The following is a 23,805-nucleotide window of genomic DNA, read 5'->3' on the forward strand; positions in this document are numbered from 1 at the left end:
GGCAGCGGCTAGGGGGCCTCGTGGGCCGGAACCGCCTTGCTCGGGTGGACCCCCGCCGGGGCCTTCTTCGGGGCCGTGCCCGGGGCGCGCCCGTGCTTCGGCGCCCCGTCCTCGGCGGGCGCCCCCGCCGGCGGCGAGCTCGGGGCACCCGGCGTCGCCGCTCCCGGCTTCGACGGCGAAGCCGCCCCCGGCTGCTTGCCCTTGTTCGCCTCGGCGACCCACTTCTTCAGGTTCGCCGGGCTGATCTGCTCGCTGCCCTTCTGCGGGAAGACCGACTCCCCGTTCAGCTGGACCGTCGGCGTACCGTTGAAGCCGCCCTTCTGGAAGGCGTCGTTGGACTTGGTGACCCAGCTGTCGTGCTTGCCCTCCTCCACGCAGGAGCGGAAGGCGGCCGTGTCCAGGCCGGGGACCTTCTGGGCCAGCTCGATCAGCTTGCTGTTCTTCCCGTACGCGTCGTCCGTCTCCTTGGGCTGGTTCGTGTAGAGCACGTCGTGGTACGCCGGGAACTTCCCGGCGTCCTGTGCGCAGCCCGCCGCGTTCGCCGCGTGCAGCGAGCCGCTGCCGCCGAGGTTGTGGTCGATCAGGGTGGCGAGGTGGTACTGGACGCGGATCTGGCCGCTGCCCTCCAGCTCGTGGACCGTGGACCGGAAGCTGTTCTCGAACGCGGCGCAGGCCGGGCAGCGGAAGTCCTCCCAGACCGTGAGCGTGGACGGCGCGTCGGCGGCGCCCACCGGGATGGCCAGCTTGTCCTTGCCCTCGGTGCCGGTCGGCGCGAGCAGCGGGCCCGCCGTGCTCTTCTTGCCGTCGCTCTTGGTGTTGGCCGCGATCACGCCGATCACGGCGGCCAGCCCGAGGACGCACACCACCGCCGCGGCGACGATCATCGTGCGTCTGCGGCGGTCCTGGGACCGCTGCCGCTCGCGCTCCTGGGCCAGCCGCTCGCGGGCCGTTCTCTTGCCTTCTTGGTTCTTCTCGCTCACACCCGCAAAACGAACCGGGGAGGCACCCACGTGCCTCCCCGGCGCGATATCCACCCGTACGAGCTAACGCGCTCCGGGTCCGCCCCTACCCGGGCAGGGTTACGGAGCGTTGCGGCGGACGGCCTACACCCTTACGGCGTACGGCGTACGCCCCGCGCGAGTTCACCCGCGAGGGCGCGCACGGCGGCGAGTCCGCTCACGTGGTCCGGCGCGTCAAGGAGGCGCTGGACGAAGGCCGAGCCGACGATCACGCCGTCGGAGAAGGCCGCGACCTCCCGGGCCTGCTCCGCGTTGGAGACGCCGAGGCCGACGCAGACCGGCAGGTCGGTGGTGGCCCGGGTGCGCCGCACCAGGTCCTCGGCCTGCGCGCCGACCGACGCGCGCGTGCCGGTGACACCCATCAGGGACGCCGCGTACACGAAGCCGGAGCCGGCGGCCGTGATCTTCGCGAGCCGCTCGTCCTTGCTGCTGGGCGCGACCACGAAGACCGTGCCGAGCCCGTGCTTGTCGGCGTGCTCGCGCCACAGCGCGGACTCCTGGACCGGCAGGTCGGGCAGGATGCAGCCGGCGCCGCCCGCCTCGGCGAGCTCCGCGGTGAAGCGCTCCACGCCGTACCGGTCGATGGGGTTCCAGTACGTCATCACCAGGACCGGCTTGCCGGTGGCGGCATGGGCCTCGCGGACCGTGCGCAGCACGTCGGCGATCTTCACCCCGCCCTTGAGCGCGATGTCGTCGGCGGTCTGGATGACCGGTCCGTCCAGGACCGGGTCGCTGTGCGGCAGCCCGACCTCGACCACGTCCGCGCCGCCGTCGAAGACGGCCTTGATCGCCTCGATGCCGCCCTCGACGGTCGGGAACCCGGCCGGCAGGTAGGCGATGAGCGCGGCCCGGTCCTCGGCCTTCGCCTTGGCGAGGGTGTCGCTCAGCAGTTGTACGTTCCCGCTCACTTCGCGTCCCCCTCGGCCCCGTTGTCGTACAGCCCGAAGTAGCGGGCCGCCGTGTCCATGTCCTTGTCGCCGCGCCCGGAGAGGTTGACCAGGAGCAGGCCGTCCTTGCCGAGCTCGCGGCCGACTTCGAGGGCGCCCGCGAGCGCGTGCGCGGACTCGATCGCCGGGATGATGCCCTCGGTGCGCGAGAGCAGCCGCAGGGCCTGCATGGCCGCGTCGTCGGTGACCGCGCGGTACTCGCCGCGGCCGGTGTCCTTGAGGTAGGAGTGCTCCGGGCCGATGCCCGGGTAGTCCAGACCGGCCGAGATCGAGTAGGGCTCGGTGATCTGGCCCTCGTCGTCCTGGAGTACGTACGAACGCGATCCATGCAGGATGCCCGGCTCGCCCGCGGTCAGCGTCGCCGCGTGCTCGCCGCTCTCGATGCCGTGCCCGGCGGGCTCGCAGCCGATCAGCCGGACGTCCGCGTCCGGGATGAAGGCGTGGAAGAGCCCGATGGCGTTGGAGCCGCCGCCGACGCAGGCCACGGCCGCGTCCGGGAGCCGTCCGGCGCGCTCCAGGATCTGGCGGCGGGCCTCGACGCCGATGACCCGGTGGAAGTCGCGGACCATGGCCGGGAACGGGTGCGGGCCCGCGACCGTGCCGAACAGGTAGTGGGTGCGGTCCACATTGGCGACCCAGTCGCGGAACGCCTCGTTGATGGCGTCCTTCAGGGTGCGGCTGCCGGACTTCACGGGGACGACCTCGGCGCCGAGCATCCGCATCCGGGCGACGTTCAGCGCCTGGCGCTGGGTGTCGACCTCGCCCATGTAGATGGTGCATTCGAGGCCGAAGAGGGCGCAGGCGGTCGCGGTGGCGACGCCGTGCTGGCCCGCGCCGGTCTCGGCGATGACGCGGGTCTTGCCCATGCGCTTGGTGAGCAGCGCCTGGCCCAGCACGTTGTTGATCTTGTGCGAGCCGGTGTGGTTCAGGTCCTCGCGCTTGAGGAAGACCCGGGCACCGCCCGCGTGCTCGGCGAACCGGGGCACCTCGGTGAGCGCGCTCGGCCGGCCGGTGTAGTTGACCATGAGGTCGTTGAGCTCGGCGGCGAAGGCGGGGTCGGCCTTGGCCTTCTCGTACTCGACGGCGACCTCGTCCACGGCGGCGACCAGCGCCTCGGGGATGAACTTGCCGCCGAACTCGCCGAAGTAGCCCTCTTGTGTGGGGACTTGACCGTCCGGGTCCGGGATGAAGAACTCGTGCTCTTGGGACATGGGGATACCTCCCCGGGGCGTCATGGCCCCGGTCCTGGGTTACGTGTGGTCACGGGTTCGCCCAGGCGCCGTAGAACATGATCTGGGTGCGCGACAGCAGGCCGTGGTGGGCTGGTCGCGCAGTTCCCCGCGCCCCTACGGGGCGCTCACGCTCGGGCGGCGCTCAAGGCAAGCCGCGCCATCGCATCCCGTTGACCTGGCCCGGCTCGTCGCCGATCACGTAGCGCACCCGGCGCCCGTGCACCCGGCGCGCCGGAGCGCGGCAGCCGCGCGGGCGGCAGCCGGGGGCGAGACGGGCGGCAATGGGCATGGTGAGGTCAGTTCCGTCCGTGGCGCAGGGCCGGGTGGGCGCCCGCGGCGACCAAGTCCGCGACGGCCCCACGGGGGTCCTTGCCCGTGACCAGGGACTCGCCGACCAGGACGGCGTCCGCGCCGGCGTTGGCGTACGCGATCAGGTCGTGCGGGCCGCGCACACCGGACTCGGCGATCTTCACGATGTGCGAGGGGATCTCGGGGGCGACGCGCTCGAAGACGGTGCGGTCGACCTTGAGGGTCTTCAGGTCGCGCGCGTTGACGCCGATGATCTTGGCGCCCGCGTCGACCGCCCGCTCGACCTCGTCCTCGTCGTGCACCTCGACCAGCGGGGTGAGCCCGATGGACTCGGCCCGCTCGATCAGCGAGACCAGCGCGGGCTGCTCCAGGGCGGCGACGATCAGGAGCGCCAGGTCGGCCCCGTACGCCCGGGCCTCCCACAGCTGGTACGCGGTGACGATGAAGTCCTTGCGCAGCACCGGGATGTCGACCTTGGCCCGGACGGCCTCCAGGTCGGCGAGCGAGCCGCCGAAGCGGCGCTCCTCAGTGAGCACGGAGATGACGGCGGCGCCGCCCGCCTCGTAGTCGGCGGCGAGACCGGCCGGGTCCGCGATGGCCGCGAGGGCGCCCTTGGACGGGCTGGAGCGCTTGACCTCGCAGATGACCTTGACGCCGTCGCCGCGCAGGGCCGCGACGCCGTCCCGAGCCTGGGGCGCCTTGGCGGCGCGCTCCTTGAGCTCGTCGAGGCCGACCCGCGCCTGCCGCTCCGCCAGATCGGCGCGGACGCCCTCGATGATCTCGTCGAGCACACTCACGCGAGCGGCCCCCTTCCAGGACGGTGACGTTGACGATCGGCCAGGATCAGCCATGACGATGGTATCCGCCCCGAGGCGAAGGGCTCGCATCCGGTTGACGTCCGTCCCACTCTTCGGACAGCCGGGACGTGGGGAGATATACGGAATGTCACGGCGCCAGCACAGACCCGAACGGTAGATTCCGGACAACTGAGAAGACCAGCAGCACCGCGCCGATCCCCCACCAATGGGCGTCCTTGAGGTCCACACGGAAGGGCAGCCCGCGCGCGGCGCGCACGGCCCAGACCACCCAGAGGACCGCGAAGAGCACATAACCGGCCACCGCGAGCGCGTTGGCCCCGAGGGCCGCGCCAAAGTGGCCGGTGATGAAGGCGTGGGCGCTGCGCAGACCGCCGCAGCCCGGGCAGTAGATCCCGGTGAGGCGCAGCAGCGGGCAGACGGGGTAGTGGCCGGGCTCGTTCGGGTCGACCGCGCCCACGTACGCGAAGGCGGCGGCGACCCCCGCGAGGGTGCCCAGCGGCACGAGGAGCCGGCGCGCGGCGGCGGGGGCCGCCGGGGCGGGCGTCGGGGTCGGGGTGGCGTCCACGCGGTGATTGTCCCCGTTCACGCGGAGAGGCGCAGCCCCAGGGGGCCGCGCCTCGTCCAGGTGGAGCGTCCGTTGCCTCAGCGGGCCTCGGCGAGGCGGGCGCGGGCCTTGAGACCGGCCTCCTCGCGGGCCGCGGTCATCTCGGGGGACTCCTTGGGGGTGCCGAGACCGGCCATCTTCATGACGCCGCCGACGACGCCGCCGAGGAGGGTGAGCGCCGTACCCGCCCAGAAGCCGATCGGGTTGGCGGCGACGATGAAGACCGAGGCCACGCAAAAGCCGATGAAGGAGATGATGACACCGGTCCAGGCGGCCGGGGTGTGTCCGTGGCCGCCGCTGCTGCCCGCCATGAGTTGCTCCTCGTTGGTGAATCTCTGGGTCGCGGAGTCGGCCGCCCAGTCCGGGGACGGGGACCGCTCACCGACCATTGTCGCCCACCCGTACGGGTGCCCCGAGCCTGGGGTCGCCGCCGTGGGGGAGCTCACACTCCGGTCGGGTCCTCGCCCCGGTCCAGAGCCTTCCACAGCTCCTCGGGCCGCTCCGGGTCCTTGGCCGGACGGGCCTTGCGGGCCCGGGGGCTGCCGTCGCGTTCGTAGCGCCCGCCCATCGCGGGCCAGGCGGCGCCGAACCGCAGCGCGAGCAGCCCGGCGACCAGCAGCAGCAGGCCGCCCGCGAAGGTGACGTAGGGCCAGGCGGTGTGGGTGAGGCCGCTGATGGTCTCGGCGGCGTCGCCGCTGGTCCTGGCGGCCTTCTCGTCCAGCGCGGAGCTGTCGTCGGCGCCGAGGAAGGCGGCGAGCGCGGCCCCGGCGCCGCTCAGCGCGAGCAGCCCGGAGACGAGGAGGCGGCCGGCCCGGCGGACCGCGAAGACCGCGACGAGCGCGGCGAGCCCGACTATGGCGAGCGCGGCGGGCACGCCCGTCACGTTCTGCCCGGTGGCCCGCAGCGGCACGGAGCCGCCCCCGACCGCGGCGTGGCCCTCGGCCCAGGTCTGCCCGGAGGCGAGCAGGACGACGGCGGCGCCGACCGCGCCGAAGAGCAGCGCGGCGGCGAGGGTACGACGGCCGCCGCCACGGGCGGGTGACGCGGATTCGGCACGCGACTGGGGTACGGGTACGGCACTCACGTACTCCACTATCGCCTGCGCGGCGGTGATCTTGTCAGCCGGGGGCGGATTTATGGCGCGAACAGTTCGGCTGCGGACCGTGGGTGGCTGGTCGCGCAGTTCCCCGCGCCCCTAGGTATTCAGGGGCGCGGGGAACTGCGCGAGCAACCACAGACGGTCCGCAGCCGAAGCACTAGCCGTTGAGTCGGTTCGCCGTGTGCACGGCGCGCAGCACCGCCGCCGCCTTGTTGCGGCACTCGTTGTCCTCCGACACCGGGTCGGAGTCGGCCACCACACCCGCTCCGGCCTGGACGTACGCCGTGCCGTCGCGCAGCAGCGCGGTGCGGATGGCGATGGCGGTGTCGGAGTCCCCGGCGAAGTCGAGGTAGCCGACGCAGCCGCCGTAGAGCCCGCGGCGGCTCGGCTCCAGCTCCTCGATGATCTGCATCGCGCGCGGCTTGGGCGCGCCGGAGAGGGTCCCGGCGGGGAAGCACGCGGTGAGCACGTCGAAGGCGGTACGGCCCGGGGCGACCCGGCCGGTCACGGTCGACACGATGTGCATGACGTGCGAGTACCGCTCCACCGACATGAAGTCGACGACCTCGACGCTGCCCGGCTCGCAGACCCGGCCCAGGTCGTTGCGGCCCAGGTCCACCAGCATCAGGTGCTCGGCCCGCTCCTTGGGGTCGGCGAGCAGCTCCTCGGCCAGGTCGTTGTCCTCCTGCGGGGTGGCGCCCCGGTGCCGGGTCCCGGCGATCGGGTGGACCATGGCCCGGCCGTCCTCGACCTTGACCAGCGCCTCGGGGCTCGACCCCACGACGTCGAAGCCGTCGAAGCGGAAGAGGTACATGTACGGGGACGGGTTGGTGGCCCGCAGCACCCGGTAGACGTCGAGCGCGCTCGCGCCGCACGGCGTCTCGAACCGCTGCGAGGGCACCACCTGGAAGGCCTCGCCCGCGCGGATGCGCTCCTTGATGTCCTCGACGGCGTCCTGGTACGCCTTGCCGCCCCACAGCGCGGTGTACTCGGGCAGCTCGGACGGCGGGAGGGCGGCGGGCGCGTACTCGACCGGCTTCGCCAGGTCCGCCTCCATGGCGTCGAGCCGGGCCACGGCGTCCGCGTACGCCTCGTCGACGCCGGTGTCCAGGTCGTTGTGGTTGATCGCGTTGGCGATCAGGAGCACCGACCCGGCCCAGTGGTCGAGCACGGCGAGGTCGGAGGTGAGCAGCATGGTCAGCTCGGGCAGCCGCAGGTCGTCGCGCCCGTGCTCGCCGATCTTCTCCAGCCTGCGCACGATGTCGTATCCGAGGTAGCCGACCATCCCGCCGGTGAACGGCGGCATCCCGGCCGCCAGGTCGCGCGGGGTGTGCAGCGCCTCGACGGTGGCCCGCAGCGCCTCCAGCGGGTCGCCCGAGGTGGGGACGCCGACGGGCGGGGTGCCGAGCCAGTGGGCCTCGCCGTCGCGGGCGGTGAGCGTGGCGGCGGAGCGCACGCCCACGAACGAGTAGCGCGACCAGGACCGGCCGTTCTCGGCGGACTCCAGGAGGAAGGTGCCGGGCCGCTCGGCGGCGAGCTTCCGGTAGAGCCCGACGGGAGTGTCGCCGTCCGCGAGGAGGCGGCGGCTGACCGGGATGACGCGGCGGTCCACCGCGAGCTTGCGGAAGGTTTCGAGATCCATGGCGCGACCCTACTGACCGGCGGCGGGCAGCAGGACGTCGGCGTCGAAGCATGTCCGATCCCCGGTGTGGCAGGCCGCCCCGACCTGGTCGACCTTGACGAGGAGGGTGTCCCCGTCACAGTCCAGCGCGACGGACTTCACGTGCTGGAAATGCCCGGAAGTGTCCCCCTTCACCCAGTACTCGTTCCGGCTGCGCGACCAGTAGGTGCAGCGGCCGGTGGTCAGGGTGCGGTGCAGGGCCTCGTCGTCCATCCAGCCGAGCATGAGCACCTCGCCGGTGTCGTACTGCTGGGCGATGGCCGGGACCAGTCCATCGGCGGTCCGCTTCAGGCGGGCGGCGACGGCGGGGTCGAGAGTGCTGGTCATGGCCCCATTGTGCCGTGGCCCGGGGGCGCTCCGGCGGTGCGTCCACTGGGCGGACGGGGGTACGGGTCGTACGCTGGCCCCCATGTCGACCCATGCCAAGCGTGAACGGCTGCTGCTCGCCGACCTGTTGGAGGCGGCGGGTCCGCAGGCCCCCACTCTCTGCGAGGGCTGGACCGCGCGCGACCTCGCGGCGCATCTGGTGGTCCGCGAGCGCCGCCTCGACGCGGCCGGCGGGATAATCCTGGGCGCGCTCAAGTCCCGGCTGGACCGGGTGCAGGCGGAGTTCGCCGCGAAGCCGTACGAGGAGCTGGTGCAGCTGTTCCGTACGGGGCCGCCGAGGTTCTCGCCGTACAGCCTCAAGCAGGTGGACGAGGGGGCGAACGCGATCGAGTTCTACGTCCACGGCGAGGACGTCCGCCGGGCTCAGCCCGACTGGACGCCGCGGCCGGTGGACCCGGTGTTCGCGGACGTCCTGTGGTCGCGGCTGGAGAGGATGGCGCGGGTGATGGGGCGCCGCTCGCCGGTGGGCCTGGTCCTGCGCCGCCCCGACGGGCAGACGGCGGTGGCGCGCCGGGGAACGCCGGTGGTGACGGTCACCGGCGAACCGGGCGAACTGGCCCTGTTCGCGTCGGGCCGCCAGAGCGCGGCGGATGTCCAGGTCGAGGGGGACAAGGCGGCGGCGACGCGGGCGCTGGAGGCGAAGCTGGGCGTGTGAGCGGTGGGGTTGCCCCACCCCGCCCCTTCCTGAAAGCCTCCGGCGGTTGCCGGTCGTCTGCGGGCCGTAGATAGCTGGTCGCGCAGTTCCCCGCGCCCCTGAGAATGCCGCTGCGCGGCAATCCCCTGGGCGCCCCGAAGGGGCGCATTTAAGGGGCGCGGGGAACTGCGCGACCAGTTGGGGACGGCCCGCAGACGAACCAAGCGGGGTGCAGGGGCGCAGCCCCCGGGAAACACCTCACCGCACCGGATGCCCCGCCTCCCGCAGTGCCCCCTTCACGTCACCGATCCGCAGATCCCCGAAGTGGAACACCGACGCCGCAAGGACCGCGTCCGCCCCCGCCGCCACCGCCGGAGCGAAGTCGGCGAGGCGGCCCGCGCCGCCCGAGGCGATCACCGGGACCGACACATGGCGGCGGACCGCCGAGATCATCGGGACGTCGTACCCGTCCTTCGTCCCGTCCGCGTCCATCGAGTTGAGCAGGATCTCCCCCGCCCCCAGCTCCGCCGCCCGGTGCGCCCACTCCACCGCGTCGATGCCGGTCCCCCGGCGCCCGCCGTGGGTGGTGACCTCGAAGGAGCCGGACGGGGTACGGCGCGCGTCGACCGACAGGACCAGGACCTGGCGGCCGAAGCGCTCCGCGATCTCGCGGATGAGGTCGGGGCGCTCGATCGCCGCCGTGTTGACGCCCACCTTGTCCGCCCCGGCCCGCAGCAGCTTGTCCACGTCGTCCGCCGAGCGGACGCCGCCGCCCACCGTCAGCGGGATGAAGACCTGCTCGGCGGTGCGCCGCACCACGTCGTACGTCGTCTCCCGGTTGCCCGAGGACGCCGTGATGTCCAGGAAGGTGAGCTCGTCCGCGCCCTCGGCGTCGTACAGCTTCGCCATCTCGACCGGGTCACCCGCGTCGCGCAGGTTCTGGAAGTTGACACCCTTCACCACCCGGCCGTCGTCGACGTCCAGGCAGGGGATGACTCGGACCGCGAGGGTCATGCGGGGGCTCCTTCGGGGGCGCCGGCTGCGGCGCCCCGGTACGCGTCCACTTCTACTTCGACCAGCACGCGCGGGTCGACCAGACCGGTCACGATGACCAGCGTGGCCGCCGGACGGACGGCCCCGAAGAGCTCCTTGTGGGCCCGGCCCGCCTCGTCGATGTCCCGCGCGTGGGTCAGATACATACGGGTGCGGACCACGGACTCGACCCCGAGCCCGAACTCCGCGAGCGCGGCGAGGGCGTTCGAGAAGGCCACCATGGCCTGCTCGTACGGGTCGCCCTCGCCGTAGAGCACCGTGCCCTTGAACGGCGTGGTGCCGGCGACATGCACATGGTCGCCCGCGGCGACGGCGCGCGCGAAGCCGATCGTGTCCTCCCAGGGGGTGGGAACGTCACTCTGCACACGCCGTACGTCGCTCATCGGGACACAGCCTCCAGGGCTTCTTCGAGGGTGAACGCCTTCGCGTACAGGGCCTTGCCCACGATGGCGCCCTCCACACCCTGCCCCACGAGCTCCGCGATCGCCCGCAGGTCGTCGAGCGAGGAGACGCCGCCCGAGGCCACCACGGGCTTGTCGGTGGCGGCGCAGACGTTGCGCAGCAGCTCCAGGTTGGGGCCGGTGAGCGTGCCGTCCTTGGCGATGTCGGTGACCACGTACCGCGCGCAGCCCTCGGAGTCCAGGCGTGCCAGCGTCTCGTAGAGGTCGCCGCCGTCGCGGGTCCAGCCGCGGCCGCGCAGGGTCGTGCCCCGTACGTCCAGACCGACCGCGATCCGGTCCCCGTACCGCGCGATGACCTTGGCGACCCACTCGGGGGTCTCCAGGGCCGCGGTGCCCAGGTTGACGCGGCGGCAGCCGGTGGCGAGCGCGGCCTCCAGGGAGGCGTCGTCGCGGATGCCGCCGGACAGCTCCACCTTGATGTCCATCGCGCCCGCGACCTCGGCGATCAGCGCGCGGTTGTCGCCGGTGCCGAAGGCGGCGTCCAGGTCCACCAGGTGCAGCCACTCGGCGCCGGAGGCCTGCCAGGCGAGCGCCGCCTGGAGCGGGGAGCCGTAGGAGGTCTCCGAACCGGACTCGCCGTGGACGAGGCGGACGGCCTGGCCGTCGCGGACGTCGACGGCGGGCAGCAGTTCGAGCTTGGGGGACGGTGCCATCACAGGGTTCCGATCCAGTTGGTCAGCAGCTGGGCGCCGGCGTCGCCGGACTTCTCGGGGTGGAACTGGGTCGCCCACAGCGCGCCGTTCTCCACCGCGGCCACGAACGGCTCGCCGTGGGTGGCCCAGGTGACCCGGGGCGCGCGGATCCTGGGGTTGGTGACCTCCAGGCTCCAGTCGTGCACCGCGTACGAGTGCACGAAGTAGAACCGGGCGTCGGCGTCCAGGCCCGCGAACAGCTCGCTGTCCTCCGGGGCCTTGACCGTGTTCCAGCCCATGTGCGGGACGACCGGCGCCTTCAGCGGCCCGACCGTGCCGGGCCACTCGTCCAGGCCCTCGGTCTCCACACCGTGCTCGATGCCCCGCTCGAAGAGGATCTGCATACCGACGCAGATGCCCATCACCGGGCGGCCGCCCGACAGGCGCCGCCCCACGATCCAGTCGCCGCGCGCCGCGCGCAGCCCCTGCATACAGGCGGAGAACGCGCCGACGCCGGGGACGAGCAGCCCGTCCGCGTTCATGGCGGTGTCGTAGTCACGGGTGATCTCGACGTCCGCGCCGACGTGGGCGAGGGCGCGCTCGGCGGAGCGCACGTTGCCGAAGCCGTAGTCGAAGACGACGACCTTCTTGACGGGAGTGCCCGTGCTCAATTCCACACCTCCAGCCGCAGGACGCCCGCGGCCAGGCAGAGCGCCGAGCTGATCGCCAGCAGCGTGATCAGGCTCTTGGACATCTCCTGCTTGATGAAGGAGTAGACGCCGCCCGCCAGGAAGAGGCCGAGGACGATCAGGATGGTGTTGAGGCCGTTCACAGCGCGCCCTTGGTCGAAGGAAGGATGCCCGCGGCACGCGGGTCGTGCTCGGATGCGTAGCGCAGCGCCCGGGCCAGCGCCTTGAACTGGCACTCCACGATGTGGTGCGCGTTGCGCCCGTACGGGACGTGGACGTGCAGGGCGATCTGCGCCTGCGCCACGAAGGACTCCAGGATGTGCCGGGTCATCGTGGTGTCGTACTCGCCGATCATCGGCGCCATGTTCTCGGGCTCGGTGTGCACCAGGTACGGGCGGCCGGAGAGGTCCACGGTCACCTGGGCGAGGGACTCGTCGAGGGGGACCGTGCAGTTGCCGAAGCGGTAGATGCCGACCTTGTCGCCGAGCGCCTGCTTGAAGGCGGCGCCGAGCGCGAGGGCGGTGTCCTCGATGGTGTGGTGCGAGTCGATGTGCAGGTCGCCGTCGGTCTTGACCGTGAGGTCGAAGAGGCCGTGGCGGCCGAGCTGGTCGAGCATGTGGTCGTAGAAGCCGACTCCCGTCGACACGTCGACCTTTCCGGTCCCGTCGAGGTCGATCTCGACGAGGACGGACGTCTCCTTGGTGGTGCGTTCGACACGGCCGACGCGGCTCATGCGCTCTGCTCCTTCTTGAGTTGACGGACCGCGTCCAGGAACGCGTCGTTCTCGGTGGGGGTGCCGGCGGTGACGCGCAGCCACCCGGGCACCCCGTTGTCACGGACCAGGACGCCCTGGTCGAGGATCCGCTGCCAGGCGGTGTGCGAATCCTCGAAGCGGCCGAACTGGACGAAGTTGGCGTCCGAGTCGGTCACCTCGTACCCGGCCGTGCGCAGCTCGGTGACCAGCCGGTCCCGCTCCCGCTTGAGCTGCTCGACATAGCCGAGCAGCGTGTCGGTGTGCTCCAGGGCCGCGAGCGCGGTCGCCTGGGTGACGGCGGAGAGGTGGTACGGCAGCCGGACGAGCTGGACCGCGTCGACCACCGCCGGGTGCGCGGCGAGGTAGCCCAGGCGCAGCCCGGCGGCGCCGAACGCCTTGGACATGGTCCGCGAGACGACCAGGTGGGGGCGGCCCTCGATGAGCGGAAGCAGCGAGTCGCGGTGGCTGAACTCGACATACGCCTCGTCGACGACCACCAGGGACGGCTTGGCGGCCTGGGCGGCCTCGTACAGCGCCAGAACCGTTTCGGCTTCGACCGCCGTGCCGGTGGGGTTGTTGGGCGAGGTGATGAAGACGACGTCCGGCCGGTTCTCGGCGATCGCCTTCTCGGCGGCCGCCACGTCGATGGTGAAGTCCTCGTTGCGCGGCCCGGAGATCCAGCCGGTGCCGGTGCCGCGCGCGATGAGGCCGTGCATCGAGTACGAGGGCTCGAAGCCGATCGCGGTGCGGCCGGGGCCGCCGAAGGTCTGCAGCAGCTGCTGGATGACCTCGTTGGAGCCGTTGGCCGCCCAGACGTTCTCCACGCCGACCCGGTGGCCGCCGGTGCGGGTGAGGTAGCGGGCGAGTTCGGTGCGCAGCTCCACCGCGTCCCGGTCCGGGTAGCGGTTGAGGCCGCGCGCGGCCTCGGCGACCCGCTCGGCGATCCGCGCGACCAGCGGCTCGGGCAGCGGGTACGGGTTCTCGTTGGTGTTGAGCTGGACGGGCACGTCCAGCTGGGGCGCGCCGTAGGGGGACTTGCCGCGCAGTTCGTCGCGTACGGGCAGGTCGTCCAGGGTGAAGGCGTTGCTCTCGGTCACTGGCCCGGCACCTTCCATCCGAACCTCGCCTTGAGCGCGGCCCCGTGCGCGGGCAGGTCCTCGGCCTCGGCGAGCGTGACGACGTGGTGGGCGACCTCGGCGAGGGCGTCCCGGCTGTAGTCGACGATGTGGATGCCCTTGAGGAAGGACTGCACCGACAGGCCCGAGGAGTGGCAGGCGCAGCCGCCGGTGGGCAGCACGTGGTTGGAGCCCGCGCAGTAGTCGCCGAGTGAGACCGGGGACCACGGGCCGACGAAGATCGCGCCCGCGTTGCGGACCCGGCCGGCCACGGCGGCGGCGTCGGCGGTCTGGATCTCCAGGTGCTCGGCGCCGTACGCGTCGACCACCTTGAGTCCCTGCTCCAGGCCGTCGACCAGGACGATCGCGGACTGCCTGCCGGCCAGCGCGGGCTTGATCCGGTCCTCGACGTGCTTGGTGGCGGCGACCTGCGGCTCCAGCTCGCGCTCGACCGCGTCGGCGAGCGCCGCGCAGTCGGTGACCAGGACCGCGGCCGCCATCGGGTCGTGCTCGGCCTGGCTGATCAGGTCGGCGGCGACGTGCGCCGGGTCGGCGGTCTCGTCCGCGAGCACGGCGATCTCGGTCGGCCCGGCCTCGGTGTCGATGCCGATGCGGCCGGTGAAGTAGCGCTTGGCGGCGGCGACCCAGATGTTGCCGGGGCCGGTCACCATGTTCGCGGGCGCACACTCCTCGGTGCCGTACGCGAACATCGCCACGGCCTGGGCGCCGCCCGCCGCGTACACCTCGTCGACGCCGAGCAGCGCGCACGCGGCGAGGATCGTCGGGTGCGGCAGTCCGCCGGCTGTGTCTCCTTCAAAGCGGGGCTTCTGCGGCGGGGAGGCCAGCGCGATGGACTCGACGCCCGCCTCCTGGGCCGGGACCACGTTCATGACCACGGACGACGGGTACACCGACCGGCCGCCCGGCGCGTACAGACCCACGCGCTCGACCGGCACCCACTTCTCGGTGACCGTGCCGCCGGGCACCACCTGGGTGGTGTGCTCGCTGCGGCGCTGGGCGCGGTGGACGGTCCTGGCGCGCCGGATGGACTCCTCCAGGGCGGCCTTGACCTGCGGGTCGAGCTTCTCCAGGGCCTCGTCGAGCGCCTCGGCGGGCACCCGGATCCGCTCCAGGGTCACTCCGTCGAACTTCTCCGCGTACTCGATCAGCGCCGCCGTGCCGCGATGATGCACGTCCTCGCAGATGGGCCGCACCTTCTCCAGGGCGGCTTCCACGTCGAACTCGGCACGGGGCAGCAGGTCGCGCAGGGCGCCACCCTCGGGGAGGGCGTTGCCGCGCAGATCGATTCGAGAGATCACGGAACCAATTCTCTCAGACCGCATCGCGCCACCGATCGCCCGTATCACTGGCTGATACGTATCCCGCCCGCCCCGCGCCCCTGCCGTGACCACTAGCGTTCACTCCGTTACACACGCATGTACGTACATCCGCACGTGACCGCGCGGGGCGAGCAGCACGACGAGGGGGACGGCAGTGACCGAGGCGCAGGATGCCGATGTGGCCCCGGACTGGTTCAGTCCGGTGGAGTTGCAGATGTGGGAGGACTTCCGCAACGGCAGCCCTTACGACCTGCGCACCCGCAGCCGGGTGCGGGACGACCCGTTCTCCGGGCGCGTCTGGGGGCCCGAGCGCCAGGTGAAGGCCCGGGCGGTGGCCCTGCTGCTGCTCCACGGGCCGCCCGCGCTGCCCGGCCGGGTCGCGGCCCTGAAGCTGAACGGCGTGCAGATCGTCGGGACGCTCAATCTGTCGGGCGGCACGGTCACGCCGTACGTGGAGCTGAACAACTGCCGGTTCGAGAACGAGGTGCTGCTGCCCGAGTGCCGGTTCACCACCGTGCGGATGGTGAACTGCGCGATCCCGCGGATCGAGGCGGCCCGGCTCCAGACCGAGGGCGATCTGCATCTGCCGCGCTGCCGGATCGCCCGCGGCATCCGGCTCACCGACGCCCACATCGGCACCGATCTGCTGCTCAACCAGGCCGTGATCCACCCCGACCGCAAGGGCCGCTCGATCGCGGCCGACGGCCTCTCGGTCGCCCAGGACCTCCAGGCCGAGCTGATCGAGTCGTACGGGGAGGTGAGCCTGCGGGCGGCCAAGGTCGGGGTGACGTTCAGCCTGCGCGGCAGCCGTCTGGTGAACCCGGAGGGGCGGCGGGCGCTGAACGCCCCGCAGCTGACCGTGGAGCGGACGCTCTACATGACGGCGGCGGCCGTCTCGCCCGGCGCCACCGAGACCACCACCCCGCCGTACGGGACGAACTACTCCGGCACTCCGGCCCGGGGCACCCGGGTACAGCCGTTCGTCTGCGAGGGCGGGCTGCGCCTGGACGACGGCCGGTTCGGGGACGCCGTCGACTTCCAGAGCGCGCGCTTCGTGATGCGGGACTTCCAGGAGGTGTCGCTGCGCCGGGTGCAGACGCCGGAGCTGCGCTTCCTCGGGGAGCGGCCGGAGCGGGGCCGGGTGGTGCTGTCGGGCGCGCGGGTGGTGAACCTGGTCGACATGTCGACGAGCTGGCCGGGGCCCGGCGGGCTCGCGATGGGCGGCTTCAGCTACGACAACCTGATCCCGCGCGGCCTCTTCCCGCTGGCCAGACGCCTTGAGTGGGTGACGGCGGCGACTCCGGAGTACGCACCGGAGCCGTACGAGCGCCTGGCCACCGTGCTGCGGGGCAGCGGCGAGGACGCGGACGCGCGCGAGGTGCTGCTCGCCAAGCAGCGCCGGCGCCGCGAGACCCTGCCGCTCGCGGGGAAGGCGTGGGGCGTGCTCCAGGACCTGACGGTGGCGTACGGCTACCGGCCGGGGCGGGCGGCGCTGTGGATGGCGGTGCTGTGGGCGATGGGCGCGCTGGCGTTCTCGCACTACGACCCGCAGCCGATCAAGGAGGACGAGCACCCGGACTGGAACGCCTCGCTGTACGCCCTCGATCTGCTCGTGCCGGTGATCAATCTGGGGCAGGACGGCTACTGGAAGCTGCACGGCGGCTGGCAGTGGGTCTCGGCGGTGCTCATCGTGCTCGGCTGGATTCTGGCCACGACCGTGGCGGCGGGCGCCTCGCGGCTGCTGCGGCGTGGCTGAAATTTGCCGGTCCTTGACCTGTGCACGTACAACCGTCACGGCCGCCACACACTCTTCACCGCACACCTCTGGCGGAGCTCCCACCTGCGGTTTTCAATGGTTCACACCATGTCATTCGTACGCGCCCTGCTCCGTGCCGTCCGCGCGGTCAGGCACACCCCGCACCTCGCCGCCGACCTCCCGGCCGACGAGGATCTGCTCCTCGACGCACCCGACGGGCGGCTCGGCCCCGCGCTCGTGGCCGCCGCCCGGGGCGAGTACGCGGGGGCGGCCGAGCTGCTCGCCGTCACCCGCGAGTCGGCCGAGTGGGAGAACCGCGACCGCTACACCATGCGGCTCGCGGCCTTCGCGGTCAGCCGCCCGGACTGGCTCGCCGACTGGCTGGCCGCCGCGCCCCGCGACCCGGACGCGCTGCTCGTCAAGGCGGAGCTGGCGATCGTACGGGCGTGGGGCTCGCCCGCCCGCGCCGAGCTGCTGCGGGAGATCGCGCCGCTGATCGACGCGGCGGCCTCGGCCGAGCCGGCGGACCCGGTGCCGTGGCGCATCGCGCTCGACCACGCGCGCGGCACCCATGCGCCGCACACCGTCTTCGAGTCGCTGTGGGCGGAGGCGATCGGCCGCTCCTCGCACCACTACGGCTGCCATGTGGCGGCGCTGCAATACCTCTCGGCGCAGTGGTACGGCTCGCACCGGGAGTGCTTCGGCTTCGCCGAGGAGGCCGCGGCGGACGCGCTGCCCGGCTCGCTCGTCCAGGCGCTGCCGGTACGGGCCGCGTTCGCCTGCCTGGCCGCCGACACGGGCGGGGCGCCGACCGGCGGGCAGCGCCCGCAAGAGCTGTTCCGCGACCGGATCGACGCGGCGGCCGACCTCGCCATCGCGCTGTCCGCCGCGTACGAGCCGGGCGACCCGTGGCCCGCCGAGGTCCGCAATCTGCTGGCGTACGTCCTGGTCGTACGGGAGCGGTGGGAGGAGGCCCTGGAGCAGTTCCGCCGCATCGGCCCCTACGCCACGGCCTTCCCGTGGGCGCGGCTCGACGACGACCCGCTGGGGCGGTTCACCGAGCTGCGCGACGGGGTGCGCAGGCAGGTGGCGGCCCGGACGCCGCCGGGGCGCGCACGCGGCCCGGCGGGCGCTGTGGCCGAGCCTGTCGACGCCCCGGGGCAGCCCCCGGCGAAGGCGCCGGGCCGCGCCGCCGGGCCGCCGGGCGCGGGCGCCCTCGGGAAGCCCGGACGCAGCCGGTCCGGCGACCATTACGCTTGAGCGTTGTGACCACCGCTCGCCTCCCCCTCTTTCCGCTCAACTCGGTCCTGTTCCCCGGCCTCGTCCTGCCGCTGAACGTGTTCGAGGAGCGCTATCGCGCCATGATGCGCGATCTGCTGAAGTCCGGCCCGGACTCCGGCTCCGCCTCCGACGACGACGAGCCGCGCCGGTTCGCCGTGGTCGCGATCCGCGACGGCCGGGAGGTCGCGCCGACCGGTCCCGGGCTGCCCGACCAGACGGCGATCCCGGAGAAGGGCCCGGCGGCCGGGTTCGGCCCCGACCCGATCCAGGCGTTCCACCAGGTGGGCTGTATCGCGGACGCGGCGACGATCCGGGAGCGGTCGGACGGCAGCTTCGAGGTCCTGGCCACCGGCACCACCCGGGTGAAGCTCCTCTCGGTGGACGCGAGCGGCCCCTACCTCACGGCCGAGCTTGAGGAGCTGCCCGAGGAGCCGGGCGAGGAGGCGGGGGCGCTGGCGGAGGGCGTGCTGCGGGCGTTCCGGGCGTACCAGAAGCGGCTGGCGGGCGCGCGCGAGCGGTCCGTGACCGGCTCGGCCGAGCTGCCCGACGAGCCGTCGGTGGTGTCGTACCTGGTGGCGGCGGCCGCGGTGCTCGACGTCCCCGCGAAGCAGCGCCTGCTCCAGGCGCCGGACACGGCGACGCGCCTGCGCGAGGAGCTGAAGCTGCTGCGCGCGGAGACGGCGGTGATCCGCCACCTCCCCTCGCTCCCGGCGGTGGACCTGACCCGTTCCCCCACGAGCCCCAACTGACGTAAGGACGCAGGCGAGTTGGCGAAGAAGAAGGCGGCCGGGGGCACTCCGGCGACGGTGGCGCTGACGGCGGCGGGCACACAGTTCACGGTGCACGCGTACGAGCACGACCCCTCGTCCGCGTCGTACGGCGAGGAGGCCGCGGCGGCCCTCGGCGTCTCCCCCGACCGCGTCTTCAAGACGCTGGTGGCGGACGTCGACGGCGAGCTGACCGTGGCGGTGGTCCCGGTGGCGGGCTCCCTGGACCTCAAGGCGCTGGCGGCGGCGGTCGGGGGCAAGCGGGCGGCGATGGCGGATCCGGCGGCGGCCGAGCGGACGACGGGCTACGTCCGGGGCGGCATCTCGCCGCTGGGCCAGCGGCGCCGACTGCGCACGGTGCTGGACGCGTCGGCCTCGGCCCATGCCACGATCTGCGTCTCGGCGGGGCGCCGGGGCCTGGAGGTCGAGCTGGCGCCGGGGGATCTGGCGGCGCTCACCGACGCGGTGCTGGCACCGGTGGCGCGCGGATAGCTCTTTCGTTGTGTCCGGTAACCCCCCTGGACACATCGCTCGGGGGCGAGCAGGTTGCCACCATGTCGAAACGCACCCGCAAGCGGAAGTGGCGGATCAGGAAGGGCCGGGCGAACCACGGGCGGCGCCCGGCGTAGCTTTTCCCCACCCCACCCGTTCCCGGCTGTGACATTTGCGGCTCCGCCGCGTGGCCTCTGGCGGGCGGCCGGATGCTCCACCTGCGGACCGTGCTGGGCTGGTCGCGCAGTTCCCCGCGCCCCTAGGTATTTAGGGGCGCGGGGAACTGCGCGACCAGTTGGGGACGGCCCGCAGACGAACGAACACCCCGGGGTCCGGGGCGGAGCCCCCGGGAGGGGCTCAAAGCTCCGTGGGCGGCCACGGCTCCGGGTCCCGCGGAGCGAACAGGGCCGTCAGGGCCAGGTGCGACGCCATCGCCGCGAGCGGCCACGCCAGCAGGGCGCCCTTCGCGTTCAGCTTGAGGGGGGCGTCGAAGACGACCCCCTTGCCCGCGGCCCGCGCCGCCGCCACGACGTCCTCCGTCGGCCCCAGCCACACCCCGACCCGCCAGGCCAGCCAGGACCCGAGGAGCGCGCCCACGGCGAGGCCCACCACCAGCGGGATGCCGCCGCGCCTGCGGAGCAGGAAGACTATGGCCGCGCACACGACGCCGAAGCCCAGCGCGAGCAGGATGAACGTTCCGTCCGCCCCGATCGCCTCCTCGCCCTCCGTGTCCTTGAGGAACACGGCCTTGTCGTCGGAGACGAGCGGCACCCGCGGCGCCAGCCACACCCACAGCAGCCCGAGCAGCACACCCGTGACCGCCACCGCGACCGCCGTGATCACGGCGTCCCGGAGCTCCGCCTTCATCGCGGGGCCCTCCTCCCGTACGGGGACACCCGGCCCGGAACCGGGGTGTGCGGAGTTCTGCCAGGCGTCGTCGTCCGGGGGCTGCTGGTGAGGCGGCGTCAGAGGTGCGGTCACCCCGCCATCGTGCCAGGCGCTCCTGTGCGGCGCCTCACCGGGAGACCGCCGCCCGGCGGTACGCCCAGGTCGCCACGAGCAGCGAGACGACCCCGACGGCCGCGCAGACCGCGAGGTCGAGCCCGATGACGGCCCAGTCGGGGTGCCCGCCGAAGCTGTGCGCGAAGGCCTCCACCCCGTAGGTGGAAGGCAGCAGATCACGTGCGTACGCGATCGGTCCGGGCAGCCGGTCGGCCGGCAGGACGCCGAGCAGCAGCGCCGCCGACATGCCCAACTGGCCGAGCAGGGTGGCCAGTTCCTGGCGCGGGGCAAGGAGGCCGAGGGCCGCGCCGAGCCCGGCGAGCGCGGCGCCCGCCAGCGGGATGACCGCGGCCAGCACCCACAGGTGCGCCAGCGGAAGTCCGAACAGGACGCAGCCGGTGATCGCCGTCACCAGCGTCCCCGGCACGGTGAAGGAGGCGTACGCGGCGGCCGCGCCGAGCACCACGGACGCGGGCGGCACCGGCAGCGTCGCGTAGTGGTCGAGCCCGCCGCCCGCCCGCAGCTGCCCGAAGTACTGCGCGAGCAGGTTGAGCGCGACGAAGGCGACCACCAGCACGCTCGACCCGGCGACCACGGCCCGCGCCTCGCTGCCGCCGTCCACGACCCCCCGCATCAGGACCATGATCCCGATCGACTGGAAGGTCGCCACGAAGAGCAGCGGGATGCGGGCCACCTTGGCCCGGGAGAGCTGGGCCCGGTAGACGGCCGAGAGGGCGGGCAGCAGCCGCGCCCGGGGCGCGAGCGGCGCGGCGGCCCCGGCCCGTTCCGCCGGGGCGGCGAGCGCCTCCGGGGGAGCCTCCACGGAAACCTCCAGGGGAAACGCGCTCACGCCTTCACCAGACCTTCCGTACGGCCGCCGAGGGCGAGGTAGACGTCTTCCAGGCTCGGCGTGGCCAGGGTGAAGTCGTCGAGGGCGGCGAAGGCGGGCCCGCCGGTGACCGCCGCGACGGCGGCGCGCGCGGCGTCGGGGCCGAGCCGCAGCACCCAGCGCCGCCCGGCCTCCTGGGCCCGCGGGCGCAGCGCCGCGACCTCGGGCAGCTCGACGGGCGCCCGCTCGCGCCACACCAGCTCGACCCGGACCTCGGAGGCGACCCGTTCCTTCAGGCCCGCCGGGGTGTCGCAGGCGATGACCTTGCCGCGGTCGAGGACGGCGACCCGGTCCAGGACGGTCTCGGCCTCGATGACGTTGTGGGTGACGAGCAGCACGGTCGCGCCGCGCTCGGCCCGGCGCCGGTCGACGGCCGCCCAGACGGCCCGCCGGGCCACCGGGTCCATGCCGGTGGTCGGCTCGTCGAGGACGAGCACCGGCCGGTCGCCGACGAGCGCGGCGGCGAAGCAGGCGAGCCGCCGCTGTCCGCCGGAGAGCTTCTTGAGCGGCCGTCCGGCGAGCGCGGTCAGCCCGAGCTCCTCCAGTACGGCGTCGCGCTCGGCCCGCGCGGCCTTCGCCGGGAGCCCGCGCAGCCGGCCGGTGGTCTCGGCGGCGAGCGACACGGTCAGCTCGTCCAGGGCGGTGGACTCCTGCCCGAGGTAGCCGATCAGCCGGGCGGCCCGCTCGGGGTGGCGCACCAGGTCGTGGCCGAGGACGTCGACGCTGCCGGAGTCCGGCCGCATCAGCCCGGTGAGCTGGCGCACCAGGGTCGACTTGCCCGCGCCGTTGGGCCCGAGCAGGCCGAAGATCTCGCCGCGTCCCACGTCGAGGTCGATGCCGTCGGTGGCCCTGATCTCGGGCGTACCGGCCGAGCCGCGTCTGCCGCGCGCGGCGGGGTACGTCTTGGTGAGGCCCCGCACCGCGCAAACGGTGCCGGCCCGCGCCGCTGCTGTGCCGGTACTCACGGACAACGAGCCTACGGGGTCGGTCGGCCCACTCCGCCCCCGGACCCCTGTTTGTTCCGTTCGCCGAACGATCGGCGTCGAGGAGCCGAACCGTCCGGTTCGCCCCGGAGCGCCGGGCGCGCGGTGGTGCTCGCCGCGCGCCCCGCCGCGTACTACTCCCCCACCGGCGCGCGCTCGGCGGCCGCCCGGACGTCGATCTCCCGCCAGAAGCCCGCCCGGATCGCGTACCGGTCGTGCTCGTCGATCTGGTCGTCCTTGTGGGCGAGCAGCCCGAACCGCGCCGCGTACCGCAGGAGTTCGCCGTCGATGCGGTGCGGGATGCGCGGATACATCGTGGACAGCTTCTGTACGTGGCTCGTCTCCGGCAGGCGCTCCATCCAGCGGCGCGCGAAGACCTGCCCCACCTCGTACGGGTCGCCGCCGACCGTGGTGATGTCCTCCTCGCGGTCCGCCCAGCGCTGCTCGGCGCTGGTCAGCTGGGCGAGGGTGGGCAGCGAGGCGGTCTCCGGTGACTCGCCGAGCGTGGAGCCGGGGCGCTCGACCCAGCCTTTGTCGGAGGACCAGCGCAGGGTCGCGTGCGGGGCGTGCGGCGAGGTGGCCTGGGCGCCGGGCGCGCGCAGGCCCGCCAGGTCCTTGGGGGTGGGCACGCCCTTGACCGCGGTGCCGGGCGCGGAGCCGACCGGCGTGCCGTTGCCGACGGCCGCCGGGGGCTGGGCCGTCCCGTTGCGCGCGGCCGCGGCCTGGGCCTCCGCGGCCCGCTCGGCGGAGGCGGCGAGCGCAGACTCGGGCAGCGGGGCGGAGAGGATCGCGGCGATCTCCGGGCGGGGGGCCGCGGCCGGGGCGTACATGGTGCTCAGTTCCTTGACCCGGACCGCCTGGGTGATCCAGGCGCGGTCCAGGACCCGGCGTTCGTCGGCCTCGGCCACCAGGTCCTCGGACTGGTTGTAGTCGCCGTCGGCAGCCTGGACGGCCCACAGGTGCACGGCGACGCCGTGTTCCTTGGCCGACATCAGTCCGGGCAGCAGATCGCCGTCCCCGGTCACCAGGACCACGTCCGAGCAGGCGCGATTTCTGGCCAACTCGGTGAGCTCGGCGTGCATCGCCGCGTCGACGCCCTTCTGCGCCCACCGCCCGTCGCTTCGGGTCAGCGCGCCCAGCCGGACCGTCACCCGGGACATCACCCGCAACCTGCGGTGTTCCGGCTGGGGCACCCGGTCGGGGGCGCCGTCGAACCAGTAGATCCGCAGCAGCGGCTGCTCGGTGTCGGCCTCCGCCCGCTCGCGCAGCGCCTGGATCAGGGCGGCGTGGTCGACGGTGATCCGTGAACGGGCGGGCTCTCCGGCCAGAAGGCTCGCGGCCGCGCCCAACAGGTAACCCGCATCCACAAGGACGACGCAGCGGTCCACGCGTTCCACCCTCTTTCATAACCTTGAAAATCAAAAGATCAGAGGCAAAGGAGATCAGGGAGATAAGAGTGCAGGAGATCGAGAGATCAGGGAACGTACTTCGGGTTTCCTTCGAGTCTGCCCGACCCTGCGAGGGTTAACGGCCGGAACTCGATCATCGGCGTGGCGGACTCTTCCGCTGCACATCCATTACGTTCGACTACGCACGGTAATCGTCTGAAATGCGCTCTTTGTCGGGACGTGTGAGGCTGACAGCGGCCCTGGACCCTAGTCCCCCCAGGAGGCATCACCATGGCCAAGAACAAGTCCGGCCGTAAGCAGCAGGCCGCCTCGCAGGCCGAGCGCGGTCAGCAGGACGCCGTCAAGCAGGCGATGGAAGCGCAGTCCCAGCCCCAGGCGCAGGCCCAGGGCAGCCCGGCGGATGTTGCCCGTAAGCACCAGCGTCGCTTCGGCCACAACTGATAATTCCACAC

General features: G+C 73.0%; 28 protein-coding genes. 6 read left to right on the forward strand and 22 right to left on the reverse strand.

Annotation, left to right across the window (positions count from 1 at the left end):
• Positions 1–8 precede the first annotated feature (8 nt).
• The 10 genes from BX283_RS13615 to hisI all read right to left on the reverse strand — a co-directional run bounded on the left by BX283_RS13615 (position 9) and on the right by hisI (position 8,036).
• Complete coding sequence (locus BX283_RS13615; protein ID WP_101387883.1) at positions 9–980, reverse strand: thioredoxin domain-containing protein; 972 nt, start codon at positions 978–980, stop codon at positions 9–11.
• Positions 981–1,111: 131 nt separating this feature from the next.
• Entirely contained in the window at positions 1,112–1,927 is an 816-nt protein-coding gene (gene trpA / locus BX283_RS13620; protein ID WP_101387884.1) for a tryptophan synthase subunit alpha, read from the reverse strand.
• Positions 1,924–3,177 (reverse strand): tryptophan synthase subunit beta, encoded by a 1,254-nt coding sequence (gene trpB / locus BX283_RS13625; RefSeq protein ID WP_101387885.1) that lies wholly within the window; start codon positions 3,175–3,177, stop codon positions 1,924–1,926. Before trpB ends, trpA begins: the two co-directional genes overlap by 4 nt.
• Positions 3,178–3,340: 163 nt before the next feature.
• Positions 3,341–3,487: a tryptophan biosynthesis modulator TrpM gene (trpM, locus tag BX283_RS40595; protein ID WP_180357145.1), complete on the reverse strand. Its 147-nt coding sequence runs from the start codon at positions 3,485–3,487 to the stop codon at positions 3,341–3,343.
• A gap of 7 nt (positions 3,488–3,494) precedes the next feature.
• Positions 3,495–4,304, reverse strand: coding sequence for an indole-3-glycerol phosphate synthase TrpC (gene trpC, locus BX283_RS13630; RefSeq protein WP_101387886.1), 810 nt, complete (start codon positions 4,302–4,304; stop codon positions 3,495–3,497).
• A gap of 148 nt (positions 4,305–4,452) precedes the next feature.
• The gene (locus BX283_RS13635; RefSeq protein WP_257582743.1) at positions 4,453–4,890 is read right to left on the reverse strand and encodes a DUF2752 domain-containing protein; all 438 of its coding nucleotides are present in this window, start codon (positions 4,888–4,890) and stop codon (positions 4,453–4,455) included.
• Positions 4,891–4,967: 77 nt separating this feature from the next.
• A complete protein-coding gene (locus tag BX283_RS13640) occupies positions 4,968–5,240 on the reverse strand; it encodes an HGxxPAAW family protein (RefSeq protein ID WP_101392323.1) in 273 nt (90 codons plus the stop codon).
• 131 nt (positions 5,241–5,371) lie between these two features.
• Positions 5,372–6,022 carry a TIGR02234 family membrane protein gene (locus BX283_RS13645; protein WP_101387887.1) on the reverse strand — a complete coding sequence of 217 codons (651 nt, stop codon included), beginning with the start codon at positions 6,020–6,022 and terminating at the stop codon, positions 5,372–5,374.
• Positions 6,023–6,185: 163 nt separating this feature from the next.
• On the reverse strand, positions 6,186–7,670 hold the full coding sequence (locus BX283_RS13650) for an anthranilate synthase component I (protein WP_101387888.1): 1,485 nt from the start codon (positions 7,668–7,670) through the stop codon (positions 6,186–6,188).
• Between the two features lie 9 nt (positions 7,671–7,679).
• Positions 7,680–8,036 (reverse strand): phosphoribosyl-AMP cyclohydrolase, encoded by a 357-nt coding sequence (gene hisI, locus BX283_RS13655; protein WP_101387889.1) that lies wholly within the window; start codon positions 8,034–8,036, stop codon positions 7,680–7,682.
• A gap of 82 nt (positions 8,037–8,118) precedes the next feature.
• Here hisI and BX283_RS13660 point away from each other — a divergent pair, with 82 nt between their 5' ends.
• A complete protein-coding gene (locus BX283_RS13660) occupies positions 8,119–8,751 on the forward strand; it encodes a TIGR03085 family metal-binding protein (protein ID WP_101387890.1) in 633 nt (210 codons plus the stop codon).
• A 237-nt stretch (positions 8,752–8,988) separates the two neighbouring features.
• Here BX283_RS13660 and hisF read toward each other — a convergent pair whose 3' ends face one another.
• From hisF to hisD, 8 genes are read right to left on the reverse strand one after another with little or no spacing between them, the layout of a single operon-like run.
• Positions 8,989–9,744, reverse strand: coding sequence for an imidazole glycerol phosphate synthase subunit HisF (gene hisF / locus BX283_RS13665; RefSeq protein WP_101387891.1), 756 nt, complete (start codon positions 9,742–9,744; stop codon positions 8,989–8,991).
• Positions 9,741–10,166: a RidA family protein gene (locus BX283_RS13670; RefSeq protein WP_101387892.1), complete on the reverse strand. Its 426-nt coding sequence runs from the start codon at positions 10,164–10,166 to the stop codon at positions 9,741–9,743. The genes hisF and BX283_RS13670 overlap by 4 nt, the downstream gene beginning before the upstream one ends.
• Positions 10,163–10,897, reverse strand: a complete 735-nt coding sequence (gene priA / locus BX283_RS13675) for a bifunctional 1-(5-phosphoribosyl)-5-((5-phosphoribosylamino)methylideneamino)imidazole-4-carboxamide isomerase/phosphoribosylanthranilate isomerase PriA (RefSeq protein WP_101387893.1) — start codon at positions 10,895–10,897, stop codon at positions 10,163–10,165. Before priA ends, BX283_RS13670 begins: the two co-directional genes overlap by 4 nt.
• A complete protein-coding gene (gene hisH, locus BX283_RS13680) occupies positions 10,897–11,547 on the reverse strand; it encodes an imidazole glycerol phosphate synthase subunit HisH (protein ID WP_101387894.1) in 651 nt (216 codons plus the stop codon). The genes priA and hisH overlap by 1 nt, the downstream gene beginning before the upstream one ends.
• Positions 11,544–11,708 (reverse strand): hypothetical protein, encoded by a 165-nt coding sequence (locus BX283_RS40600; protein WP_180357146.1) that lies wholly within the window; start codon positions 11,706–11,708, stop codon positions 11,544–11,546. The genes hisH and BX283_RS40600 overlap by 4 nt, the downstream gene beginning before the upstream one ends.
• Entirely contained in the window at positions 11,705–12,298 is a 594-nt protein-coding gene (hisB, locus tag BX283_RS13685; RefSeq protein WP_067158063.1) for an imidazoleglycerol-phosphate dehydratase HisB, read from the reverse strand. The genes BX283_RS40600 and hisB overlap by 4 nt, the downstream gene beginning before the upstream one ends.
• Entirely contained in the window at positions 12,295–13,416 is a 1,122-nt protein-coding gene (locus BX283_RS13690; RefSeq protein ID WP_257582750.1) for a histidinol-phosphate transaminase, read from the reverse strand. The genes hisB and BX283_RS13690 overlap by 4 nt, the downstream gene beginning before the upstream one ends.
• Positions 13,413–14,753, reverse strand: coding sequence for a histidinol dehydrogenase (gene hisD, locus BX283_RS13695; protein WP_101387896.1), 1,341 nt, complete (start codon positions 14,751–14,753; stop codon positions 13,413–13,415). Before hisD ends, BX283_RS13690 begins: the two co-directional genes overlap by 4 nt.
• A 175-nt stretch (positions 14,754–14,928) precedes the next feature.
• Here hisD and BX283_RS13700 point away from each other — a divergent pair, with 175 nt between their 5' ends.
• From BX283_RS13700 to ybaK, 4 genes are all read left to right on the forward strand, one after another.
• The gene (locus BX283_RS13700; protein WP_101387897.1) at positions 14,929–16,530 is read left to right on the forward strand and encodes an oxidoreductase; all 1,602 of its coding nucleotides are present in this window, start codon (positions 14,929–14,931) and stop codon (positions 16,528–16,530) included.
• Between the two features lie 96 nt (positions 16,531–16,626).
• Positions 16,627–17,790 carry a hypothetical protein gene (locus BX283_RS13705; RefSeq protein ID WP_257582753.1) on the forward strand — a complete coding sequence of 388 codons (1,164 nt, stop codon included), beginning with the start codon at positions 16,627–16,629 and terminating at the stop codon, positions 17,788–17,790.
• 5 nt (positions 17,791–17,795) lie between these two features.
• Positions 17,796–18,560, forward strand: a complete 765-nt coding sequence (locus tag BX283_RS13710) for an LON peptidase substrate-binding domain-containing protein (RefSeq protein ID WP_101387898.1) — start codon at positions 17,796–17,798, stop codon at positions 18,558–18,560.
• A gap of 18 nt (positions 18,561–18,578) precedes the next feature.
• Positions 18,579–19,070, forward strand: a complete 492-nt coding sequence (gene ybaK / locus BX283_RS13715; protein ID WP_101387899.1) for a Cys-tRNA(Pro) deacylase — start codon at positions 18,579–18,581, stop codon at positions 19,068–19,070.
• A 357-nt stretch (positions 19,071–19,427) separates the two neighbouring features.
• Here the strand turns inward: ybaK and BX283_RS13720 are convergent, their stop codons facing one another.
• The 4 genes from BX283_RS13720 to BX283_RS13735 form a co-directional block, all read right to left on the reverse strand.
• Positions 19,428–20,051, reverse strand: a complete 624-nt coding sequence (locus BX283_RS13720; RefSeq protein WP_101387900.1) for a DUF2567 domain-containing protein — start codon at positions 20,049–20,051, stop codon at positions 19,428–19,430.
• A 34-nt stretch (positions 20,052–20,085) separates the two neighbouring features.
• On the reverse strand, positions 20,086–20,895 hold the full coding sequence (locus tag BX283_RS13725; protein WP_257584292.1) for an ABC transporter permease: 810 nt from the start codon (positions 20,893–20,895) through the stop codon (positions 20,086–20,088).
• A 23-nt stretch (positions 20,896–20,918) separates the two neighbouring features.
• Positions 20,919–21,926 carry an ABC transporter ATP-binding protein gene (locus BX283_RS13730; RefSeq protein WP_101387902.1) on the reverse strand — a complete coding sequence of 336 codons (1,008 nt, stop codon included), beginning with the start codon at positions 21,924–21,926 and terminating at the stop codon, positions 20,919–20,921.
• Between the two features lie 152 nt (positions 21,927–22,078).
• Positions 22,079–23,341: an NYN domain-containing protein gene (locus BX283_RS13735; RefSeq protein ID WP_101387903.1), complete on the reverse strand. Its 1,263-nt coding sequence runs from the start codon at positions 23,339–23,341 to the stop codon at positions 22,079–22,081.
• Positions 23,342–23,623: 282 nt separating this feature from the next.
• Between BX283_RS13735 and BX283_RS40605 the strand changes: the two genes are divergently transcribed.
• Positions 23,624–23,794, forward strand: a complete 171-nt coding sequence (locus BX283_RS40605; protein ID WP_180357147.1) for a hypothetical protein — start codon at positions 23,624–23,626, stop codon at positions 23,792–23,794.
• Positions 23,795–23,805: the final 11 nt, after the last annotated feature.

The organism is Streptomyces sp. TLI_146, assembly GCF_002846415.1.
Lineage (GTDB): Bacteria > Actinomycetota > Actinomycetes > Streptomycetales > Streptomycetaceae > Streptomyces.

What these genes read in the sequence shown, in the direction of transcription:
- BX283_RS13660 (WP_101387890.1), top strand. Translation starts at nt 8,119, where the DNA reads ATGTCGACCCATGCCAAGCGTGAACGGCTGCTGCTCGCCGACCTGTTG.
- trpM (WP_180357145.1), bottom strand. Translation starts at nt 3,487, where the DNA reads ATGCCCATTGCCGCCCGTCTCGCCCCCGGCTGCCGCCCGCGCGGCTGC.
- trpB (WP_101387885.1), bottom strand. Translation starts at nt 3,177, where the DNA reads ATGTCCCAAGAGCACGAGTTCTTCATCCCGGACCCGGACGGTCAAGTC.
- BX283_RS13705 (WP_257582753.1), top strand. Translation starts at nt 16,627, where the DNA reads ATGGTTCACACCATGTCATTCGTACGCGCCCTGCTCCGTGCCGTCCGC.
- BX283_RS13670 (WP_101387892.1), bottom strand. Translation starts at nt 10,166, where the DNA reads ATGAGCGACGTACGGCGTGTGCAGAGTGACGTTCCCACCCCCTGGGAG.
- BX283_RS13650 (WP_101387888.1), bottom strand. Translation starts at nt 7,670, where the DNA reads ATGGATCTCGAAACCTTCCGCAAGCTCGCGGTGGACCGCCGCGTCATC.
- BX283_RS13640 (WP_101392323.1), bottom strand. Translation starts at nt 5,240, where the DNA reads ATGGCGGGCAGCAGCGGCGGCCACGGACACACCCCGGCCGCCTGGACC.
- priA (WP_101387893.1), bottom strand. Translation starts at nt 10,897, where the DNA reads ATGGCACCGTCCCCCAAGCTCGAACTGCTGCCCGCCGTCGACGTCCGC.
- BX283_RS40605 (WP_180357147.1), top strand. Translation starts at nt 23,624, where the DNA reads ATGGCCAAGAACAAGTCCGGCCGTAAGCAGCAGGCCGCCTCGCAGGCC.
- hisB (WP_067158063.1), bottom strand. Translation starts at nt 12,298, where the DNA reads ATGAGCCGCGTCGGCCGTGTCGAACGCACCACCAAGGAGACGTCCGTC.
- hisI (WP_101387889.1), bottom strand. Translation starts at nt 8,036, where the DNA reads ATGACCAGCACTCTCGACCCCGCCGTCGCCGCCCGCCTGAAGCGGACC.
- hisF (WP_101387891.1), bottom strand. Translation starts at nt 9,744, where the DNA reads ATGACCCTCGCGGTCCGAGTCATCCCCTGCCTGGACGTCGACGACGGC.